Below are 16,406 nucleotides of genomic sequence, written 5' to 3'. Positions count from 1 at the left end.
GTCGATCCCGTGGTTGATGCAGTGGGAGTAGGCGATGATGATGCTGGGCCCCTCGTAGGACTCGGCCTCGACGAATGCCCTGACGGCCTGGGCGTAGTTCGCGCCCATGGCTATCCTGGCCACGTAGATGTTCTGATAGGTCATGGCGAGCATGGCGAGATCCTTCTTCGGCACGGCCTTGCCCGATGCCGCGAACCTCGCGACCGCTCCCAGCGGGGTGGACTTGGAGCACTGGCCGCCGGTGTTCGAGTAGACCTCGGTGTCGAGCACCAGCACGTTGATGTCGCGGCCCTGGGCCAGGACGTGATCGAGCCCGCCGTAGCCGATGTCGTAGGCCCAGCCGTCGCCGCCCACCACCCAGACGCTCCTGCGGAGCAGGTAGTCCGAGATCGAGGAGAGCTGCCTCGCGTCGGGCGTGTCGATGCGGGCCAGCGCGCCGCGGAGTGCTTCGAGGCTGCGCCTCTGGGCTGCGATCTCGGATTCGGTCTTCTGGGGATTGCCGGAGAGTGACGCCACGAGCTCCGCATCCAGGCTCCCCTCGAGCCTGTGCAGGAGCTCCACTGCGAATCCGGCCTGCCTCTCGGCGGTGAGCCTGAAGCCGAAGCCGAACTCGGCGGCGTCCTCGAAGAGGCTGTTGTTCCAGGCAGGACCCCTGCCGTCCGCGTTGGTGCAGTACGGCGTCGTGGGCAGGTTGCCGCCGTAGATGGAGCTGCAGCCCGTGGCGTTGGCCACGAGGGCCCTGTCGCCGAACAGCTGGGTCATCAGCTTCACGTAGGGGGTCTCGCCGCAGCCGGCACAGGCCCCGGAGAACTCGAACAGCGGCCTCATGAGCTGCGAGCCCTTCACGGTCTCGCGGTTCAGCTTCTCCCTGTCGCAGTCGGGGATCGACAGGAAGAACCCGAAGAAGGCCTTCTCCCTCTCCACCACGTCGGTGTGGGGAGTCATGTCGATGGCCTTGCGGCCCTCCTGCTGCCTGTTCCTGCCAGGGCACGCATGGACGCAGGCGCCGCAGCCCGTGCAGTCCTCGGGGGCAACCTGGACCATCCACTTCATCCCCGGGAACTCGGAGCCCTTCGCGTCGACGCTGCGGAAGCCCTCGGGGGCGGATGCGAGCGATGAAGGATCGGCCACCTTCACGCGGATCGCCGCGTGGGGGCAGACAAGGCTGCACACGGCGCACTGGAGGCAGACCGAGGGATCCCAGACAGGCACCTCGAGAGCGATGTTCCGCTTCTCCCAGCGGGTGGTCGAGAGGGGCCAGGTGCCGTCGGCAGGCATTGCGGAAACGGGCAGCGCGTCTCCCTTCTTGGAGATGATGGCCGCCGTCACGTTCCTGACGAACTCGGGTGCCCCGGCCGGCACCGGCGGCTGGACGTCCCTCGTGGCCGTCTCCTTCTTCGGGTAGTCGACCTCGTGCAGGTTCGCGAGCGTGTCGTCCACGGCCTCGAAGTTCTTGCGGACGACATCCTCGCCCTTGCGGCCGTAGGACTTGCGTATCGCCTTCTTGATCTTGTCGATGGCCTCCTCGCGCGGGAGGATGCCCGAAATCGCGAAGAAGCAGGTCTGCATGATCGTGTTGATCCTGACGCCCATTTCGTTGTCGCGCGCCACCTTGTAGGCGTCGATCACGTACAGGCGAAGCTGCTTCTCGAGGATCTGCCTCTGGACCGAGAGGGGCAGGTGGTCCCAGACCTCTCCAGGCGCGTACGGCGAGTTGAGCAGCACCGTGGCGCCCTGCGCCGCGTAGCCCATCACGTCGTACTGCTCGAGGAAGATGCTCTGGTGGCATCCCACGAAGCCGGCCTGCGACACGAGGCAGGTCTGCCGGATCGGCTTCGGGCCGAACCTGAGGTGGCTGACGGTGAGAGTGCCCGCCTTCTTCGAGTCGTACACGAAGTAGCCCTGGGCGAAGAAGTCGGTCTCCTCGCCGATGATCTTGATGGAGTTCTTGTTGGCGCCCACGGTGCCGTCGGAGCCGAGGCCCAGGAACACCGCCTGGTGGACGCCGGGGGTCTCGAGGCAGAACTCGACGTCCACATCGAGCGAGGTGCCGAGCACGTCGTCCTCTATGCCCACCGAGAAGTGGCGGGCCGGGTCGTCCTTCGCGGCCTCGCGCAGCACGGCCGCCACCATCCCGGGGGTGAACTCCTTGCTGCCGAGCCCGTACCTGCCGCCGATGGCGCGGACGGAGCACCGCCCGGTCTCTGCGAGCGCGTTGACGACGTCGAGGTAGAGGGGTTCGCCGGGGGAGCCCGGCTCCTTGGTGCGGTCGAGCACCGCGACTGTCTTCGCCGAAGGCGGCAGAGCCCTGGAGAAGGCCTTCGAATCGAACGGCCTGTAGAGGCGGACCTTCAGCAGACCGACCTTCTCTCCCCCGGCCGTCATGCTCTCGATGGTCTCGTGGGCCACCTCTGCGCCCGAGCACATCATGACTACGACCCTCTCGGCATCAGGTGCGCCGACATACTCGAAGAGCCTGTAGGCCCGGCCGGTGAGCGACGCGAAGCGGTCCATCGCATCCTGGACGATGCCGGGAACCGCGAGGTAGTAGGGATTCACGGTCTCACGGCCCTGGAAGTAGACGTCCGGGTTCTGGCTGGTGCCCCTGAGCACCGGCCTCTCCGGGTCGAGGGCCCTGTTGCGGAAGGCCGCCAGGGCGTCGGTGTCGATCATGGCGGAAATGGCGTTCTCGCCGACCACCTCGATCTTCTGGACTTCACTGCTGGTCCTGAATCCGTCGAAGAAGTGGACGAACGGGATGCGCGCCTTCAGGGTGGCCGCGTGGGCCACGAGGGCCAGGTCCATCGCCTCCTGCACCGAGTTGCTGGCCAGGAGTGCGAAGCCTGTCTGCCTGACTGCCATGACGTCGCCGTGGTCGCCGAAGATCGAGAGCCCCTGGCAGGCCAGGGCGCGCGCGGATACGTGGAAGACCGCCGGCGTGAGCTCGCCTGCGATCTTGTACATTGTGGGGATCATCAGCAGGAGACCCTGGGAGGCCGTGAAGGTGGTGGTGAGGGCGCCGGCCTGGAGGGCGCCGTGTACGGCCGCGGCCGCCCCTCCCTCGCTCTGCATCTCCTGGACGAGGGGGACGGTGCCCCAGAGGTTCTTCCTGCCCTTGGCGGACCATTCGTCGGCGTACTCGCCCATGGTGCTCGAGGGCGTGATGGGATAGATGGCTATCACTTCGCTGAGCTTGTGCGCAATGGTCGCGGCGGCCTCGTTGCCGTCTATGGTGACCATTGTCCTGGGGGCGTCGTTCATCTCGCTCATCCGCCTTTCATCATCTTGCAGGACCGGATCTGTCGGGAGGTCAGGCCATGCTGCCGAACGTCCTCGGGAAGGGCAGGACGTCCCTTATGTTCTTCATCCCGCTGAGGTACATGAGCATCCGTTCGAAGCCGAGGCCGAAGCCCGAATGGGGCGCCGAGCCCCAGCGCCTGAGGTCGAAATACCATCCGTAGATCGCCGGGTCGAGCCCCTGCTGCGAGGCCCTCGACTCGAGCACATCCCGGCGCTCCTCGCGCTGGCTGCCGCCTACGATCTCGCCGACACCCGGAGCCAGGAGGTCCGTGCAGGCCACCGTCCTGCCGTCGTCGTTCAGGCGCATGTAGAAGGGCTTGAACGATGCGGGATAGTCGGTGACGAAGACCGGCCTCGCGAACACCTCCTCCGCAAGGAAGCGCTCCTGCTCCGAGGAGGGCTTCTGGCCCCACTCGAGAGGGGCTACCCGCCCAGCGCCGGAATCCCGGAGTATCCGTGCCGCCTCCGTGTACGTGATCCTCGCGAACCCGGAATCCAGGAGCGAAGCGTAGCGAGCCGGCAGGCCGGGTTCCACGAACTTCGTCAGGAATTCGATCTCCTCGCCGCAGCGGTCCCTTACTGTGCCCGCCATGTGCTTCACGAAGGCCTCGATGAGTGCGATGTCGTCGTCGAGGTCCATGAAGGCGGCCTCGGGCTCGATCATCCAGAATTCCGCGGCGTGCACCCTCGTGTCGGAGGGCTCCGCCCTGAAGATCGGACCGAACGTGTAGACGCCGCCCAGGGCCAGCGCCAGCGGCTCGGCCTCGAGCTGGGCGCTGACGGTCAGGTAGGCCCTGCGCCTGAAGAAGTCGCGCGAGTAGTCGACTTCGCCGTCCTTGAGCGGCACGCCGTCGAGGGGCAGCGTGGTCACCTGGAACGTCTCCCCGGCGCCCTCGCAGTCGCTCGAGGTCACCAGAGGGGGGTGGACGTAGAAGAAGCCTCGCGAATCGAAGAACTCGTGGATCGACATCGCCAGCCTGTGCCTCATCCTGAAGACGGCCGAGAAGGTGTTCGTGCGCGGCCTCAGATGGGGGATCGTGCGCAGGAACTCCATGCCGTGCCTCTTGGGCTGCAGGGGATACGACTGGTCGCAGGGCCCGAGGATCCTGAGCCCGGTGGCCTTCACCTCCCTTGACTGCCCCGCGCCGCTCGACTCGACAAGGGTGCCGGCCACCTCGACGCAGGCTCCCACTGAAGCCGACGCTATGGCGGCCTCGTCGAAAAGGGCCCTGTCCAGGACTATCTGGATGTTCCCGAAGGTCGACCCGTCATTGACCGCGAGGAATGCCACTCCGCTCGAGGCCCTGTTGCTCCGGACCCATCCGGGGATGGTGACAGGGCTTCCAAGAGGGCTGGACTCCAGCGCCTCCCTCACGGTGGTTCTGCGGATCATGGCGGTTCCTCCGGCGAGAAAGAAATGGAGCATGAACAATAACTGAAACGGACCCGGAAGCGATAGAGCGGGCCGTCCTTGACACCGCCCCGGCCCCCCGGAATGATGGAACACGTGCCTGTCACGCGGAGTGGAATCACTCGCGCAAGGAGGTTCCGATGAGCAGCGGTACCTTGGTTCAGCAGATCCTCGGCCAGCTCGCCGGGGATGGTCTCTCGAACATTTCCCGCAGGATAGGTGCTGACGAGAAGACCACCGGTTCGGCCCTCTCGACCGTATTCCCACTCCTCATCACCGCGCTGGCGAAGAACTCCTCGGAGCCGGCCGGTGCGAGTTCCCTCCACAAGGCGCTTAAGAATGATCACGACGGGTCGATCCTCGAGGATCTCGGCGGCTTCCTCTCGAACCCCCAGGCCGCGAACGGAGCCGGCATCCTGGGCCATATCCTCGGCGGGAGGCAGCAGACCGTCACCAGGAGCCTCTCGAAGGGCACCGGACTCGACGGTGAACAGGTGGCGCAGCTTCTCCAGATCGCGGCCCCCCTGGTCATGGGACTCCTCGGGAGGCAGCTCCAGAAGAAGGGGCTCGACTCCGATACCCTGACGACCTTCCTGGGCGGTCAGCAGAAGAAGGAACAGAAGGCCGACCCCGGGCTTGCCGGAGCCCTGGGGACCCTGCTCGACGCCGACAAGGACGGTTCGGCCGTCGACGACGTCGTGGACATCGTAGGGAAGATGCTCAGCAGGAGGTAGCCCGGAAGGCTCCGGGAGGTGCCTCTGAAGGTTCTCGTCATGGCCACATGCCGGTGGTGGAATGCCACCGCCGAGGGCGCCCTTCTCGGTGCAAGGGCCCTCGAGCGCGCGGGGATCCGCGTACTCCTCACCGGCCAGCCCGGCTCGCCCGTCCTCGACAGGGCCGGATCCGACGGTATCGAAGCCGCGGCCCTGCGTCTCCAGGGAGCATCGTTCGCAGCGGGACTCGCCTCACTCGGGCGGCTGACGTCGCGCTTCAGGCCCGACTTCATCGTCGCACACCGCTCCGAGGACCAGCTGGCCGCGGTCCTCGCACACGGGCGTATCCCTGTCGTGAGGGTCCGCTCGGACATTCGGCGGCCGTCGGGATCGCCTCTGGCCAGGTTCGTGGACTCGCACACGGCCCTCGAGGCATACTCGAGCCCGTTCATGTCGAGGGCCGGATACGGGCGGGGCAGGAGCGGCCCGGTGGCCGTGGTTCCCCAGCCCGTGGACACCGGCCGCTTCCGGCCCGGGCCGGGAGGCCCCCCGGGTACGTTCGTGATGGCCGCCAGGCTCAGCGAGGTGAAGGGCCATCCGACCGCGCTCCGGGCACTTCGCGCCGCACCCTCGGCGAGGCTCGTGGTGGCCGGAGCGGAGGCCCAGATCACGGAACGGCAGCTCCGTGACGAGGCGGAATCGCTCGGGGTCTCGGAGCGGGTGGAATTCACCGGTTACCTCGACGATATAAGGACCGCCTACGGCCGGGCTTCGATCGGGCTCGTACCCAGCCTCGCTAGCGAGGCAGTATCGCGGGCGGCCCTCGAGATGATGGCATGCGGACTCCCCGTCCTGGCTGCGGCCACGAACGGGCTGGTGGACACTATCTCCGACGGGCGCACGGGCCTCCTGCACCCGCCGGGGGACTCCGCGGTCCTCGGCAGGCAGATGGCCTATCTCGCCTCGCATCCCGAAGTGGCAGGACGGATGGCGGTCCGTGCCAGGGATGCCTGCGAAGCGCTATACTCGCTCGATTCGGTCGGCTTCCGGTGGAGGAGGCTCCTGGAGGCCCTTCGGGACGGATGGGGAACAGGAGCCGCCGCGCCCGGGTATCATGGCTGGTCTGGAGACGCTCCACCGGAGGATGGATGATATGAGACTCGTTTTCCTTCTCGTCACATCGCTGGCGGGACTTTCGGCCGGACAGGCCGGGGACTATTCGCCCCGCTTCGTCGAGAACGGCGCCTTCGGACCCGGGGAACTGCTCGAGTTCAGCGTCGAATACGGCATAGTGAAGGCCGGCACCGCAACGCTCTCGGTCACCGGACCCGAACAGCGCGAGGGCCTGATGGCCTACCGGATAACGGCCAACGCCAGATCCAATCCCGCCTTCAGCGCCTTCTTCAGGGTGGACGACACCAACGCCGCCCTGCTCGACATGGTCCAGCTCCATACCCTCATGTTCTCCAAGAGCCTCCAGGAAGGCGACTACAGGAACTCCGAGGAGGTGTTCTTCGACCAGGAGGCCGGGACTGCCTTCTACCCCGAAGAGGACGACGAGGACGAGAGGCTCGTGGAGATACCGCCCCACGCCCTCGACGTTCTGAGCTGCCTCTACTACGCACGTACGCTGCCCCTCGAGGTCGGAGAGGCCTACACGCTCGACTGCCACACCGACAACGACAACTACCCGCTGCAGGTGACGGTTCTGCGCGAAGAGAGGATCAGGGTCCCTGCAGGCACGTTCGACTGCGTCCTCGTCCAGCCCGAGCTCGTCGGGGAGGGCATCTTCGACCAGCAGGGGGAGATCTACGTCTGGATGACCGACGACGAGCGCCACATGCCGGTGCTGATGCGCAGCGCCATAGTCATCGGCGAGATTGCCTGCCTGCTCGAGAGCTACACCGAGGGAACGGTCATCCCGGTCGACAATCCCTTCGGGGATGAATAGCGGGCTGGAGGCCTGGAGGCGCGACTGGTCGGCCCGTCTTTCGGCCAGGGGCTTCGGGGTCGCATTCCTGCGTGAACTGTCCAACGGTCTCCAGACCGAGGTCACCGACGGATCGAGGTCCTGCCGCGTGAACCTGTACCACTCCGCGCGCAGGGGTTCTTCGGCCGTGTTCTCGGGGGGCGACCGGGACCTGTTCTCCATCCTGTCGTCCGACGAAGGCTCCGTGCCTACGGGAGGATCCGACGAGGCCGGCAAGGGCGACTACTTCGGCCCGCTCACCGCGGCTGCCGTTGCGCTGGAGCCGGCTTCCGCGGCCAGGCTGAGGTCGAAGGGCCTCGCCGACTCCAAGCTGCTCGACAGCCGAAGGATCTTCCTGCTCGAGGAGGCCATCGGGGCGGAAACCCGTGCGAGGGCTGTGGCCTCGATCCAGCCTGCGGAGTACAACGCCGCCATGAAGGCGATGCAGGCAGGCAGGAACAGCCTGGACATCCTTGCCGGGCTCCACGCATCCGCCATCGCGGGCATGCTGGAGAACTGCCGGGGGACCTGCCCGCCCAGGGTGGTGATCGACAGGTTCTGCGCCCCGTCCAGGGTGGCTCCTCTGCTCCCGCGGGGAGTCGAGTACGAGTTCAGGGTGAGGGGGGAGCAGGAGCCCGCCGTGGCCGCGGCTTCCATCCTGGCCAGGGCGGCCTACCTCCGTGCTCTCTCGGTGCTGTCCTCCGAACTGGGTGTGGAAGTGAAGTCGGGGGCCGGGGCCGATATCGATGCGATAGGCGCCGCCGTGGTCGCCCGGCATGGTCCGGAAGCGCTGTTCAGATCGGCGAAAACTCACTTCGCCAACACGGCCCGGATCCTTTCCGGGCAGGGTATTGACCCGGTGCGGTAGACCGATATATTTACTCTGCGTGCTGTATGCAGGTTCCTTGCCTTGGCAATTCCCAGGAGTGTAGTTCCCAACAAAATGGTTCGAAAGGAGTTATGGACATGAAGCACATTGCTATTCTGACGATCGTCGCGGTTGCGATGCTCGTAGCTGCCTGCGAGAAGCCGGCCCCCGTCGTCGAGGACGTCGTCGACTCCCTGACCACCGTGGTCGACTCCGCTGTCGTCACCGTCGACTCCGCCCTCGTCGAGGTCGACTCCGCCCTCGTCGTCGCCGACTCCGTGGCCGGCGCCGCCGTCGACAGCGCAGCAGCCGCCGTCGAAGAGGCAGTCACCCCCGAGACCACCGAGCCGCCGGTCACCAGGTAGATTCCGGATTCCGACGAAAGGCGGCGCCTCGGGCGCCGCCTTTTCTATTCCCAGAACTCCCGTATCTCGCGCATGGACCAGGACGCCCGCCTCGGGCGCCCGTCACGCAGCCAGTGGGCGGGCAGCAGATCCGAATAGGGCGGCGAGAGGAATCTGCCGTCCAGCAGAAGCAGCACGGCCCTGTCCCCGGGCTTCCTGACGAGCCTCCCCGCCGCCTGGATCACCCTCGACATGCCGGGGATGACGGATGCGCATCTGAATCCGTCCCTCCCGGACGCGGAGAAGTCGGCCCTCAGGAGGTCGCTCCTCAGGTCGACCGAGGGCAGGGACGGCCCCACCACCGCCGCGCCCCTGAGATCGGGGGCCCTCAGGTCGACGCCTTCGGAGAAGATCCCGCCGGACACTGTCAGGACGAGCCTCCCGCCCTTCTCCAGCTCCTCCATGAACGAGTCCCTCGACTGCTGGTCCATCCCCGGCCTCTGGACGAGCAGGGCGTCCGAAACCTGCCCGAGCGCCCGTGCAGCGGCATCCATGTAGCCGTAGGAGGGGAAGAAGAGCACCCAGGTCCCGGGCATCGTCGCGGCCAGCCCGGTGATCCTCCTCACCAGCATGGGCATGCTCCTGGCCCTGGCCCTGTAGCGGGTGTCCACGTACCCGTCGACCCAGACCGAGAGGCTGTTCTCCGGGAACGGCCAGGGGAGCGATTCCATCACCGACTCCTCTCCCAGGCCGAGGAGGTCCCTGTGGTGCTCGAGAGGCATCAGCGTGGCGCTGAAGCAGACCGAGGCCCTGGAGGATGAGAACCTCTCGCCGGTGAAGCGGGACGCATCCGTGCAGAACCACTGCACGGACGTCCCCCCGCCGTCCCTCCTGCAGAGGAGGTGGAAGCCGCTGCCCGCGAGCGCCGACACCTTCGCCATCGCCGACACCGCGAAGAAGACGTCTATCAGTTCGTCCGACGGCGGGACTTCGAGCTTCGCGAACTTCTCGGCCCAGGCCTCGGGGCGCAGGCACAGGTCGGTCGCAGGGTCGATCTCGATCTCGCCGCCTTCGGCGAGAGCAGGGTCGGAGCCAAGCCTCTCGAGCGAGCCCCTGAGCCCGCCCAGCAGCCTCCGGAACGACCCGAACCTCTTCGGAAGAGGAAACGCGGCATCCACAAGGGCGGACGATATGCCCGGCGAATAGTACTCCCTCGCCCTGGACGGCAGGTTGGCTGCCTCGTCCACCAGCAGCACGCTCCTGGCCTCCTCGGGCGGGTCGTCGAAGAACCTCCTGAGCCTGACCGAGGGATCGAACGCGTAATTGTAGTCCCCCACGACAAGGTCGCAGTGCCTGGCCCTGGCGAGCTGCAGCTCGAAGGGGCACACACCGGCCGCTGCCGCCTCGGCCTTCAGGTCGGACGGCTCGACCAGTCCCTTCTCCATCAGGCTTTCCAGTATCCCGGATTCCCTGACCCTCGATCCGAAGCTCTCCGCGAAGCCGCACTCCGAAGCCCTGCAGCGGGCATTGCCCGCGGCGCACATCCTCTCCCTCGAATCCATCACCGTGACGGCCAGGTCGAGCCCTGCATCCCTCATGCCCCTGATGGTCTCCAGGCAGATGCGCCTCTGCGTGTTCTTGGACGTCAGGAAGAACACCCTGCACGAAGGCGGTATGGCAGCCGCCAGCGCCCCGGCCAGGATGGCCGCGGTCTTTCCCGTGCCGGTGGGCGCCTCTACGAGAACCCTGCCGGATTTTTCGACCGCCTCCTTCGAGAGGCTTTCGAGCCTCTCCTGGCCAGGCCTCCTGTCGTGGTAGGGGAAGACTCCCCCGGAGGCAAGCCTCGCGAGCTGCCGCGAACGCCTGTCCCGCCAGATGGAGAGAAGCCCGGCGGCGGTGGCCAGCATCGCCCTCCACTGCTCCTCCAGGCCCGGTGCCGAGGCGTCGATCTCGTATCCGACCGGAGGAGGATCATCCTTCGAGCAGGGGAGCACGACCAGCCTCATGGAGACTCCGCTCCCGGAGGGAGGTCCCCCGGCGAGCGCCCTGGCGTAGAAGTAGAGCTGCATCCCGAAGGCGGCGGGGATGCCGGAACCGTCCGCAGGAGGGACCTCGCCCGTCGTCTTCACCTCTGTCACGCGCCTGCCGCCGCCGGGAAGATCTTCGATCATGTCCGCGCGGCCGCTTACCTCGAACCTGTAGCCACCGGACTCGTCGGTGAGCGAGAGGGGGACCTCCAGCGCAGCCCCCCTGACGGATTCCTGGAATGCCCTGTGGGCGCGCGCCTTCGCGGACGGATCGGCATCGAAGGGGCCCGGGACGAGGCTTTCCGGCAGCAGGACGCGATCCAGCAGATCCCTTATCCCGCACCTCGCTGTCAGCGTCTCCTCGTCGAACATCAGGAACATCCCGCAATCCTCCGGTCCGCGGATACGAACGGGGGGCGGCAGCGCCGCCCCCCCTTGATACTCGTATCCCTGCTATCTCGCCAGGACCACCCTCGAGGAGTGGGTCGAACCGTCGGGAAGGACGAGGACGGTCATGTACACCCCCGACGGCGCGTCGGAGTCCCAGACGATGCTCTGCTCACCAGCCGGGACCTGCCTTCCCGTCTCCCACACCATCCTTCCGCACATGTCGTAGACTCTCGCCACGACACGTCCGGATTCCGTCAGGAACAGGGGGAAGACCACGCTTCCCCGGGATGGGTTGGGGGTCGGCCGGCCGCAGGTGCAGAAGGATTCCTGCCCTCCCTCGATTCCGGTCCCTCCGTTGTTGATCTGCCCGGTTTCCGGGATGGTGTTGTGGGACGAGACCATCCAGGGCATGTCATAGTCGTTGGCCGTCGCGGGGAACGTGAGTTCCAGGCTGCCCGACGAATCCGTGAAACCGCGGGCGTAGATCTCCTGGTCGGGCTTTCTGAGGCAGACCAGCGCTCCTTCCACGGGCACCCCTCCCGACGTGACCGTGAACTGGGCCGAGGTGGATCCGGTCGGGAGCGAGGCGGGGGCGGAGACGTCCAGGGGTGCGGGGACCTCGGTCCTCATGTCCATGGTGGGATCGCCGAAGACATGGAAGAGGTCCCACGTCGTCTCGGCATACTCCTGCCAGGAGCCGTAGGGATTGAACGGGGCCGCCGCCTGCATCTCGAGCTGGCCGCCCATGAGCGCCTGGCCGGCGAGGTAGTTCCCTCCCGGGGTGGTGTAGACGGACGGGGGGGAGACGTACTCGTCGTTGAAGCTGTGATAGATGCCGTAGCAGAGGTAGTCGTTGAAGTAGCTGTAGGAGACCTCGGCCGCGGCGAACACCGCCACGGCCCCGCCCTCCATCCTGAAGAAGTGCTCGGAGAAGCAGTCGGACGAGAACTGGCCCGTGAGGCAGTTGATGCTGAACACGATGGGCGTCAGGTCGCCGTTCGACAGGCCGGAGAGGTCGCCCGTGGAGTATGCGGGGTCGCCCCAGCCCGAGACAGCTCCGTGATCCCTGTGCTGTACGAGGAAGGTGCCGCCGTTGATGGCAGCGTTGATCCCCGCGGCGTCACCGTCCCAGGTGATGTCGAGCGGAACCTGCTGGCCCGCGGACGGGGCATCCGGCCTGTAGTAGTACGGGGTCGCGCAGGATGAATTGGTGCAGTACTCCCTGATCACGTCCTTGCCGTACAGTGTCGTGTAGGTGTCCCTCACCGTCTCGCACGTGAAGAGGAACCACCTGTCCGCGATGCCGTTATCGTCGTCGTCCTGGAAGTAGCCGGCCGAGAGGGCCGTGTTCCAGAACGACGGATCGAGGACCGGATCGAACTCCCACGAGAGGACCTTGTCCGACACCGTCTGCATCCAGTCGGTTCCGCAGGTGAAGCGGCCCCTGAAGATGTCGCAGATGTAGTCGGTCCCCGACACGCAGGCGTAGCGGTTGTCGGAGTACATCGAATTGTAGCTGTATCCCGGGAGCTGGGGATGGTCGCCCACGAAGAGGACGAAGGAGGGCGCGGGATCCCATGTGTCGTAGGCATCCTGAATGTAGGTCTTGATCTGGGCCTGGGTCCACCCGCCGGCGTCGACGACCGTGGTCAGGTAGCCCTGGTTGTGCTTGGCCGTTGCGAACTCCTCGATCATCGTGTCGGAGAGGTCCTGTCCCGCCATGATCAGGAGGTCCGCCCCGTCCGCCCTGGTCGACGAGGCGACTCCTTCGAGGTGGCCGACCCCGGATGACCTGAAGCACTCGCTGGCCGGAGCCGGCTCGAGGATGCCGGCATTGATGAGCGACTGCCCGTAGATGCCCTCGAACCAGGGCGAGCGGGCTGCATCCGGAGTCGAGACGGCGCCGCCGAAGTCGATCCTTATCCTGAGGCGTCTCGCCGCCGTGAGAACACCGGTTCCGGCGTCCCAGGAGAAGGGGAACACCGCGAAGCGGCCGATGGTGACGCCGCGGAGCATCCCGTCGACGCTCCAGAAGACCTCGGCCGAAGGATACACCCCGGATTCGTAGGCGGCAGGGTCGAAGGCGAAGGCGCCCGCACTCCTGGAGGTGTCGGCGAGTATCGGCTGCATGGGGAAGGGTGTCATCCTGCCCACGGTCACCATGTCGCGTTCCTCTACGGTGGCGGAGATCGAGGGCGACGCGGGGAGAGCCGCGAGGAAGGAGAGCTTCGGCATGGCGGGGAAGCCGGGCTCGGTTGCCGAGAGGGTGGTTCCCGGCGAGCCGATGCATGTGAAGCCGACTCCGGACATCGTGAGGTCCGTCGTCTCCACGCCCGGGACCGTGATCTCGATGGTCATGCTCGAAGGGGTGGACTCGATCAGTTCGATCGTGGAGCTCCGGCCCGCCTCCAGCCCGAAGTCTGTCCAGCCGGCCGAAACCGGGCCGACGAGCAGCAGGATGGACGATAACAGTCTTGCCATGATTCCTCCCGACCGGCCATTCACATATATGATCCTGTTTGATTTATTGTAGCCGATACCGCCCCGGTCAAGAAACCGGGTCGTGCCGGAGGTCTGTTGGTTTGGAAAAGAAGTCCGTTCTCATCGCGGCCTCGGGCAGGGTTAGCAGGCTGCCGCCCTATCTCTTCGCCGAACTCGACAGGAAGAAGGCAGCCGCGCTCAGAAAAGGCCTGGACATAATCGACTTCGGGATAGGCGACCCCGACCTGCCCACGCCGGACCGGATCGTCCGGGCCGGAGCCGGGGCTCTGGCAGATCCCGCCTTCCACAGGTACCCCAGGAACGAGGGCAGCGCGTTCTTCCTCGATGCAGCCAGGTCCTGGCTCTCGGGCGAGTTCGGGGTGGAGGCCGGCGACGAGATGGGGGTCGCCGCCGTGATCGGCACGAAGGAGGGGATCGCCCACGTCCCGATGGCCTTCTGTAACCCGGGCGACGTCATCCTCACGCCGAGCCCCGGATATCCCGTCTACAGGGCCGCGGCCATCCTTGCCGACGCCGTGCCGGTCGACGTCCCGCTCAAGCGTGAGAACTCCTTCCTGCCCGATCTCGACGCACTCGACCCGTCCGCCCTCAGGAGCGCGAGGATCCTCTACCTCAACTACCCCAACAACCCCACGGGCGCCGTGATGCCTCTCGACGAGATGAAGAGGGTCGTGGAGTTCGCGAGGCGCGAGGACCTCCTTATCGTAAGCGACAACTCCTACAGCCACATCAGGTTCGACGGGAAGAACCCCGCCTCCTTCCTGCAGGTCGAGGGGGCTCTGCCGCTCTGCCTCGAGTTCCACTCCCTCTCCAAGACCTTCAACATGACTGGGTGGAGGATCGGCTTCGTGGCCGGTGGAGCGAGGCTGGTGAAGGCGTTCATGTCCGCCAAGGAGAACATCGATTCGGGCGTCTTCACGGCCGTGCAGAAGGCCGGCGCCGAAGCCCTGACGTCGTGCAGGGGGTGCATCGGCGACATGCTCTCGGTGTACTCCTCCCGCAGGAAGCTCCTCCTCGAGGGCCTGAGGAAGCTCTCCTGGGATGTCTTCGACGGGTCGGGGAGCCTCTATCTGTGGGCGGCCGTCCCCAGGGGCTGGACTTCCATGGACTTCGCGGCCTGGCTCGTCACCGGCGCAGGCATAGTCGTGACGCCGGGCTCCGGGTTCGGAGCGTGGGGGGAGGGCTATGTGAGGTTCTCTCTCACTCTCCCCGAGGAGAGGATCATCAAGGCGCTGGGCAGGCTCGAGCAGCTCGAGCTGCACAGCCTGAGGGGCCGGTCAGCCATCCGGAGGTCGAAGAAGTGCCTGGAATCCTGAGGCTCGAAGGCATCGAGCTCTCGGTCACCCTGGGCATCCTCCCGGAGGAGACGCTCGCCCCGAGGCTCGTGAAGCTCGACATAGAGTGCGAAGGCGACTGGAGTCCCGGAGCCCCTCCGCTGATCGACTACAGGGAGATATCGGACGCCGTGTCGGGGCTGTCCGGCTTCGAGTACGGGCTCCTCGAGGATCTGGTTTCCGACGTCGTCCATACTCTCGAAAGACTCGGCCCCGGCCTCGGATGGCGGGTGACGGCGGTCAAGCCGTGCCCCGCGCTCTCGCTCCGGGTCGACAGGGCCGTGTTCACGTGGGGCGGCGGATGACGCGGCCGTTCGCGGTGGCGATCGGCAGCAACCTCGGCGACAGGCGCCGGTTCCTGGCTGACGCGGCATCGGCCCTCATGCGCGATGAGAGGGTCAGGCTCCCCAGGGCCGCCGGGATCTACGAATCCTCTCCGGCCGAGGGTGCGGAAGGAGGCAGATTCCTCAACACCGCGGTCTCCGGGCTGTGGGTGTCGGACGCCCACTCCCTGCTGGATCTCTGCCGGAGCATCGAGATCTCGGCCGGTTCCGAGACGGTCAAGGAAGGCAGGGCGCGCAGGCTGGACATGGACCTGCTCTACCTCGGAGACGAGGTGGTGGTGGACGCCGACCTGGTGCTGCCGCACCCCGGGATATCCGGGAGACTGTTCGTACTGGCCCCCCTGGCGGATCTGCTGGGCGACCGGCCCGTTCCGTGCCTGGGCGCATCCGCTCCGGAACTCATGGCGCGCCTCGAGGGTAGCGGAGATATTCTGCGGATAGAGGATCCTCCATTGCCGGGAGAGAACTGGCCAAGTGTCTGACAAGAGATACATCGTGGTCGAGGGTCCGATAGGGGTGGGCAAGACCACGCTCTGCGGCCTCCTCGGAGGGGTCTGGAAGGCCAGGCTCGTACTCGAGGAGGTCGAGGAGAACCCGTTCCTTCCGATGTTCTACAGGGACAGGCGCTCCTACGCCTTCCAGACCCAGGTGTTCTTCCTCCTCAGCAGGTACCGGCAGCAGCAGAAGCTCGGGCAGCTCGACCTCTTCGCCGGACCCGTGGTGTCCGACTACATGTTCGCCAAGGACAGGATCTTCGCATCCATGAACCTCTCGGAGCACGAGTTCGGGCTGTACGACAGGATCGCCACCATCCTCGAGAAGGACGTCCACACTCCCGATCTGGTCATATACCTGCAGGCGTCCCTCGACGTGATCCTCACGCGCATCACCAGGCGGGGGAGGACCTACGAGAAGGACATGAGGAGGTCGTATCTGGAGGCTCTGGTGAACGCGTACAACAGCTACTTCTTCCGCACCAGGGATCTTCCGGTGCTCATCGTGAACACTGACGGCCTGGACTTCAGGTCCCGCGCCGGGCATCTCGAGATGCTCGTCAAGGCCGTAGAGGAGCACAGGGGCGGGATACAGACCTTCGTCGCCAGGACCGGGCGCGGATCATGAGGATCATCGGCAGGGCTGCGGACATGGCCGAGGCTGCGCGTGCACTGTCTCTTATACACATCTCCGAGCCCACGAGACAGCG

At 66.2% G+C, this 16,406-nt stretch carries 13 protein-coding genes; 9 read left to right on the top strand and 4 right to left on the bottom strand.

Going from position 1 to position 16,406, the window contains the following annotated elements; all coding sequences use genetic code 11:
* Together nifJ and asnS are read right to left on the bottom strand one after the other, a co-directional pair.
* A partial coding sequence (gene nifJ / locus QUS11_10770; protein ID MDM7993782.1) for a pyruvate:ferredoxin (flavodoxin) oxidoreductase occupies positions 1-3,270 on the bottom strand: 3,270 nt, incomplete at its 3' end.
* A 40-nt stretch (positions 3,271-3,310) separates the two neighbouring features.
* The gene (gene asnS, locus QUS11_10765; GenBank protein MDM7993781.1) at positions 3,311-4,693 is read right to left on the bottom strand and encodes an asparagine--tRNA ligase; all 1,383 of its coding nucleotides are present in this window, start codon (positions 4,691-4,693) and stop codon (positions 3,311-3,313) included.
* 158 nt (positions 4,694-4,851) lie between these two features.
* On the opposite strand from asnS, the gene QUS11_10760 reads away from it, so the two are divergent.
* The 5 genes from QUS11_10760 to QUS11_10740 all read left to right on the top strand — a co-directional run bounded on the left by QUS11_10760 (position 4,852) and on the right by QUS11_10740 (position 8,626).
* Positions 4,852-5,445, top strand: coding sequence for a DUF937 domain-containing protein (locus tag QUS11_10760; GenBank protein MDM7993780.1), 594 nt, complete (start codon positions 4,852-4,854; stop codon positions 5,443-5,445).
* Positions 5,446-5,463: 18 nt separating this feature from the next.
* Complete coding sequence (locus QUS11_10755; protein ID MDM7993779.1) at positions 5,464-6,576, top strand: glycosyltransferase family 4 protein; 1,113 nt, start codon at positions 5,464-5,466, stop codon at positions 6,574-6,576.
* 1 nt (position 6,577) lies between these two features.
* On the top strand, positions 6,578-7,375 hold the full coding sequence (locus QUS11_10750) for a DUF3108 domain-containing protein (protein ID MDM7993778.1): 798 nt from the start codon (positions 6,578-6,580) through the stop codon (positions 7,373-7,375).
* Positions 7,368-8,261, top strand: coding sequence for a hypothetical protein (locus tag QUS11_10745; GenBank protein ID MDM7993777.1), 894 nt, complete (start codon positions 7,368-7,370; stop codon positions 8,259-8,261). The genes QUS11_10750 and QUS11_10745 overlap by 8 nt, the downstream gene beginning before the upstream one ends.
* A gap of 98 nt (positions 8,262-8,359) precedes the next feature.
* Complete coding sequence (locus QUS11_10740) at positions 8,360-8,626, top strand: hypothetical protein (protein MDM7993776.1); 267 nt, start codon at positions 8,360-8,362, stop codon at positions 8,624-8,626.
* Positions 8,627-8,670: 44 nt separating this feature from the next.
* Here the strand turns inward: QUS11_10740 and QUS11_10735 are convergent, their stop codons facing one another.
* Positions 8,671-11,013, bottom strand: coding sequence for a helicase C-terminal domain-containing protein (locus QUS11_10735; GenBank protein ID MDM7993775.1), 2,343 nt, complete (start codon positions 11,011-11,013; stop codon positions 8,671-8,673).
* A gap of 72 nt (positions 11,014-11,085) precedes the next feature.
* A complete protein-coding gene (locus QUS11_10730) occupies positions 11,086-13,503 on the bottom strand; it encodes a C25 family cysteine peptidase (GenBank protein ID MDM7993774.1) in 2,418 nt (805 codons plus the stop codon).
* Positions 13,504-13,604: 101 nt separating this feature from the next.
* Between QUS11_10730 and QUS11_10725 the strand changes: the two genes are divergently transcribed.
* From QUS11_10725 to QUS11_10710, 4 genes are read left to right on the top strand one after another with little or no spacing between them, the layout of a single operon-like run.
* A complete protein-coding gene (locus QUS11_10725) occupies positions 13,605-14,840 on the top strand; it encodes an aminotransferase class I/II-fold pyridoxal phosphate-dependent enzyme (protein ID MDM7993773.1) in 1,236 nt (411 codons plus the stop codon).
* Positions 14,825-15,163, top strand: coding sequence for a dihydroneopterin aldolase (locus QUS11_10720; protein ID MDM7993772.1), 339 nt, complete (start codon positions 14,825-14,827; stop codon positions 15,161-15,163). Before QUS11_10725 ends, QUS11_10720 begins: the two co-directional genes overlap by 16 nt.
* Entirely contained in the window at positions 15,160-15,684 is a 525-nt protein-coding gene (gene folK / locus QUS11_10715) for a 2-amino-4-hydroxy-6-hydroxymethyldihydropteridine diphosphokinase (GenBank protein ID MDM7993771.1), read from the top strand. The genes QUS11_10720 and folK overlap by 4 nt, the downstream gene beginning before the upstream one ends.
* Positions 15,677-16,324: a deoxynucleoside kinase gene (locus tag QUS11_10710; GenBank protein ID MDM7993770.1), complete on the top strand. Its 648-nt coding sequence runs from the start codon at positions 15,677-15,679 to the stop codon at positions 16,322-16,324. Before folK ends, QUS11_10710 begins: the two co-directional genes overlap by 8 nt.
* Positions 16,325-16,406 lie beyond the last annotated feature (82 nt).

Origin of the sequence: Candidatus Fermentibacter sp. (genome assembly GCA_030373045.1) — a bacterium.
Taxonomy (GTDB): Bacteria; Fermentibacterota; Fermentibacteria; order Fermentibacterales; family Fermentibacteraceae; genus Fermentibacter.
The sequence above is the reverse complement of the archived record's forward strand: the minus strand, read 5'-3'. Positions and strand labels throughout refer to the sequence as shown.